Origin of the sequence: Thauera aminoaromatica S2 (assembly GCF_000310185.1) — a bacterium.
GTDB lineage: Bacteria > Pseudomonadota > Gammaproteobacteria > Burkholderiales > Rhodocyclaceae > Thauera > Thauera aminoaromatica.
This window is the reverse complement of sequence record NZ_AMXD01000234.1, coordinates 1-2,875: the sequence shown is the minus strand read 5'-3', so window position 1 is coordinate 2,875 and position 2,875 is coordinate 1. Positions and strand designations below refer to the sequence as shown.

General features: G+C 54.7%; 2 rRNA genes. Both read left to right on the top strand.

Going from position 1 to position 2,875, the window contains the following annotated elements:
* Positions 1–2,591: ribosomal RNA gene (locus tag C665_RS19015) — 23S ribosomal RNA — on the top strand; the annotation flags it as partial.
* A 117-nt stretch (positions 2,592–2,708) separates the two neighbouring features.
* Positions 2,709–2,822, top strand: a 5S ribosomal RNA gene (rrf, locus tag C665_RS19010).
* The last annotated feature ends 53 nt before the right edge of the window (positions 2,823–2,875 follow it).

The window sequence follows — 2,875 nt, the reverse complement described above, 5'->3', positions numbered from 1 at the left end:
GTCTGGAAAGTCCGACGATACAGGGTGATAGTCCCGTATGCGAAAAGCCGGTGGCGGGTCTGAGCGTGCGACAAGTAGGGCGGGACACGAGAAATCCTGTCTGAAGATGGGGGGACCATCCTCCAAGGCTAAATACTCGTGATCGACCGATAGTGAACCAGTACCGTGAGGGAAAGGCGAAAAGAACCCCGGGAGGGGAGTGAAATAGATCCTGAAACCGCATGCATACAAACAGTGGGAGCCTCGAAAGGGGTGACTGCGTACCTTTTGTATAATGGGTCAGCGACTTACGTTCAGTTGCGAGCTTAACCGAATAGGGGAGGCGTAGCGAAAGCGAGTCTGATAAGGGCGTCAGAGTAGCTGGGCGTAGACCCGAAACCGGATGATCTATCCATGGCCAGGATGAAGGTGCCGTAACAGGTACTGGAGGTCCGAACCCACTAACGTTGAAAAGTTAGGGGATGAGCTGTGGATAGGGGTGAAAGGCTAAACAAATCCGGAAATAGCTGGTTCTCCCCGAAAACTATTTAGGTAGTGCGTCGTACGGACACTTGCGGGGGTAGAGCACTGTAATCGTTGGGGGGGTCATTGCGATCTACCCCGCGATAGCAAACTCCGAATACCGCAAAGTGATATACGGCAGACAGACATCGGGTGCTAACGTCCGGTGTCAAGAGGGAAACAACCCAGACCGCCAGCTAAGGTCCCAAATGCATGGCTAAGTGGCAAACGAGGTGGGAAGGCATAGACAGCTAGGAGGTTGGCTTAGAAGCAGCCATCCTTTAAAGAAAGCGTAATAGCTCACTAGTCGAGTCGTCCTGCGCGGAAGATGTAACGGGGCTCAAGCCATGAACCGAAGCTGCGGATGTGTCTTTGACACGTGGTAGGGGAGCGTTCCGTAAGCCTGCGAAGGTGTCTCGTAAGGGATGCTGGAGGTATCGGAAGTGCGAATGCTGACATGAGTAGCGATAAAGGGTGTGAAAAGCACCCTCGCCGTAAGCCCAAGGTTTCCTGCGCAACGTTCATCGGCGCAGGGTGAGTCGGCCCCTAAGGCGAGGCAGAAATGCGTAGTCGATGGGAAACAGGTCAATATTCCTGTACCGCTCTTAGATGCGATGGGGGGACGGAGAAGGTTAGCTCGGCCATCTGTTGGAATAGGTGGTTTAAGCGTGTAGTCGTGCCGCGTAGGCAAATCCGCGTGGCTTAGATGAGGCGTGATGACGAGGATCCTCGGATCCGAAGCGAGTGATACCCAGCTTCCAGGAAAAGCCTCTAAGCTTCAGTCTAAGAGTGACCGTACCGCAAACCGACACAGGTGGGCTGGTAGAGAATACCAAGGCGCTTGAGAGAACTCAGGAGAAGGAACTCGGCAAATTGATACCGTAACTTCGGGAGAAGGTATGCCCCTGGTACGTGAAGGCCCTCGCGGCCGGAGCGGAACGGGGTCGCAGAGAATCGGTGGCTGCGACTGTTTATTAAAAACACAGCACTCTGCAAACACGAAAGTGGACGTATAGGGTGTGACGCCTGCCCGGTGCCGGAAGGTTAAGTGATGGGGTGCAAGCTCTTGATCGAAGCCCCGGTAAACGGCGGCCGTAACTATAACGGTCCTAAGGTAGCGAAATTCCTTGTCGGGTAAGTTCCGACCTGCACGAATGGCGTAACGATGGCCACACTGTCTCCTCCTGAGACTCAGCGAAGTTGAAATGTTTGTGAAGATGCAATCTCCCCGCGGCTAGACGGAAAGACCCCATGAACCTTTACTGTAGCTTTGCATTGGACTTTGACGGGACTTGTGTAGGATAGGTGGGAGGCTTTGAAACCGGGACGCCAGTTCCGGTGGAGCCAACCTTGAAATACCACCCTGGTGTCGTCGAGGTTCTAACCCAGGCCTGTGAATCCAGGTCGGGGACCGTGCATGGTGGGCAGTTTGACTGGGGCGGTCTCCTCCCAAAAGGTAACGGAGGAGTACGAAGGTCACCTAGGTACGGTCGGACATCGTACTGATAGTGCAATGGCAAAAGGTGGCTTGACTGCGAGACCCACAAGTCGAGCAGGTGCGAAAGCAGGTCATAGTGATCCGGTGGTTCTGTATGGAAGGGCCATCGCTCAACGGATAAAAGGTACTCTGGGGATAACAGGCTGATTCCGCCCAAGAGTTCACATCGACGGCGGAGTTTGGCACCTCGATGTCGGCTCATCACATCCTGGGGCTGTAGCCGGTCCCAAGGGTATGGCTGTTCGCCATTTAAAGTGGTACGTGAGCTGGGTTTAAAACGTCGTGAGACAGTTTGGTCCCTATCTGCCGTGGGCGCTGGAAGTTTGAGAGGGCCTGCTCCTAGTACGAGAGGACCGGAGTGGACGCACCCCTGGTGTACCGGTTGTGACGCCAGTCGCATCGCCGGGTAGCTATGTGCGGAAGAGATAACCGCTGAAAGCATCTAAGCGGGAAACTCGCCTCAAGATGAGACTTCCCCGGGGCCTCGAGCCCCCTGAAGGGTCGTTGAAGACCACAACGTTGATAGGCCGGGTGTGTAAGCGTGGCAACACGTTCAGCTAACCGGTACTAATTGCCCGTGTGGCTTGATCCTATAACCTTCAAAACAAAACGAACTCAACCCCCTGGTTGCCAAAACAACGCAACCAGACAATCACACAACACTTCTTCCTAACTTTGGCCTGCAAACCACGCAGGCAACAAGTCAAAGTCTGACGACCATAGCTGTGTGGAACCACCCCTTCCCTTCCCGAACAGGACCGTGAAACGCACACGCGCCGATGATAGTGAGGTCCGCCCTCGTGAAAGTAGGTCATCGTCAGACTAACCACACCAACACAACGCCCCACGCACACATCCGTGCCTGGGGCGTCGTGC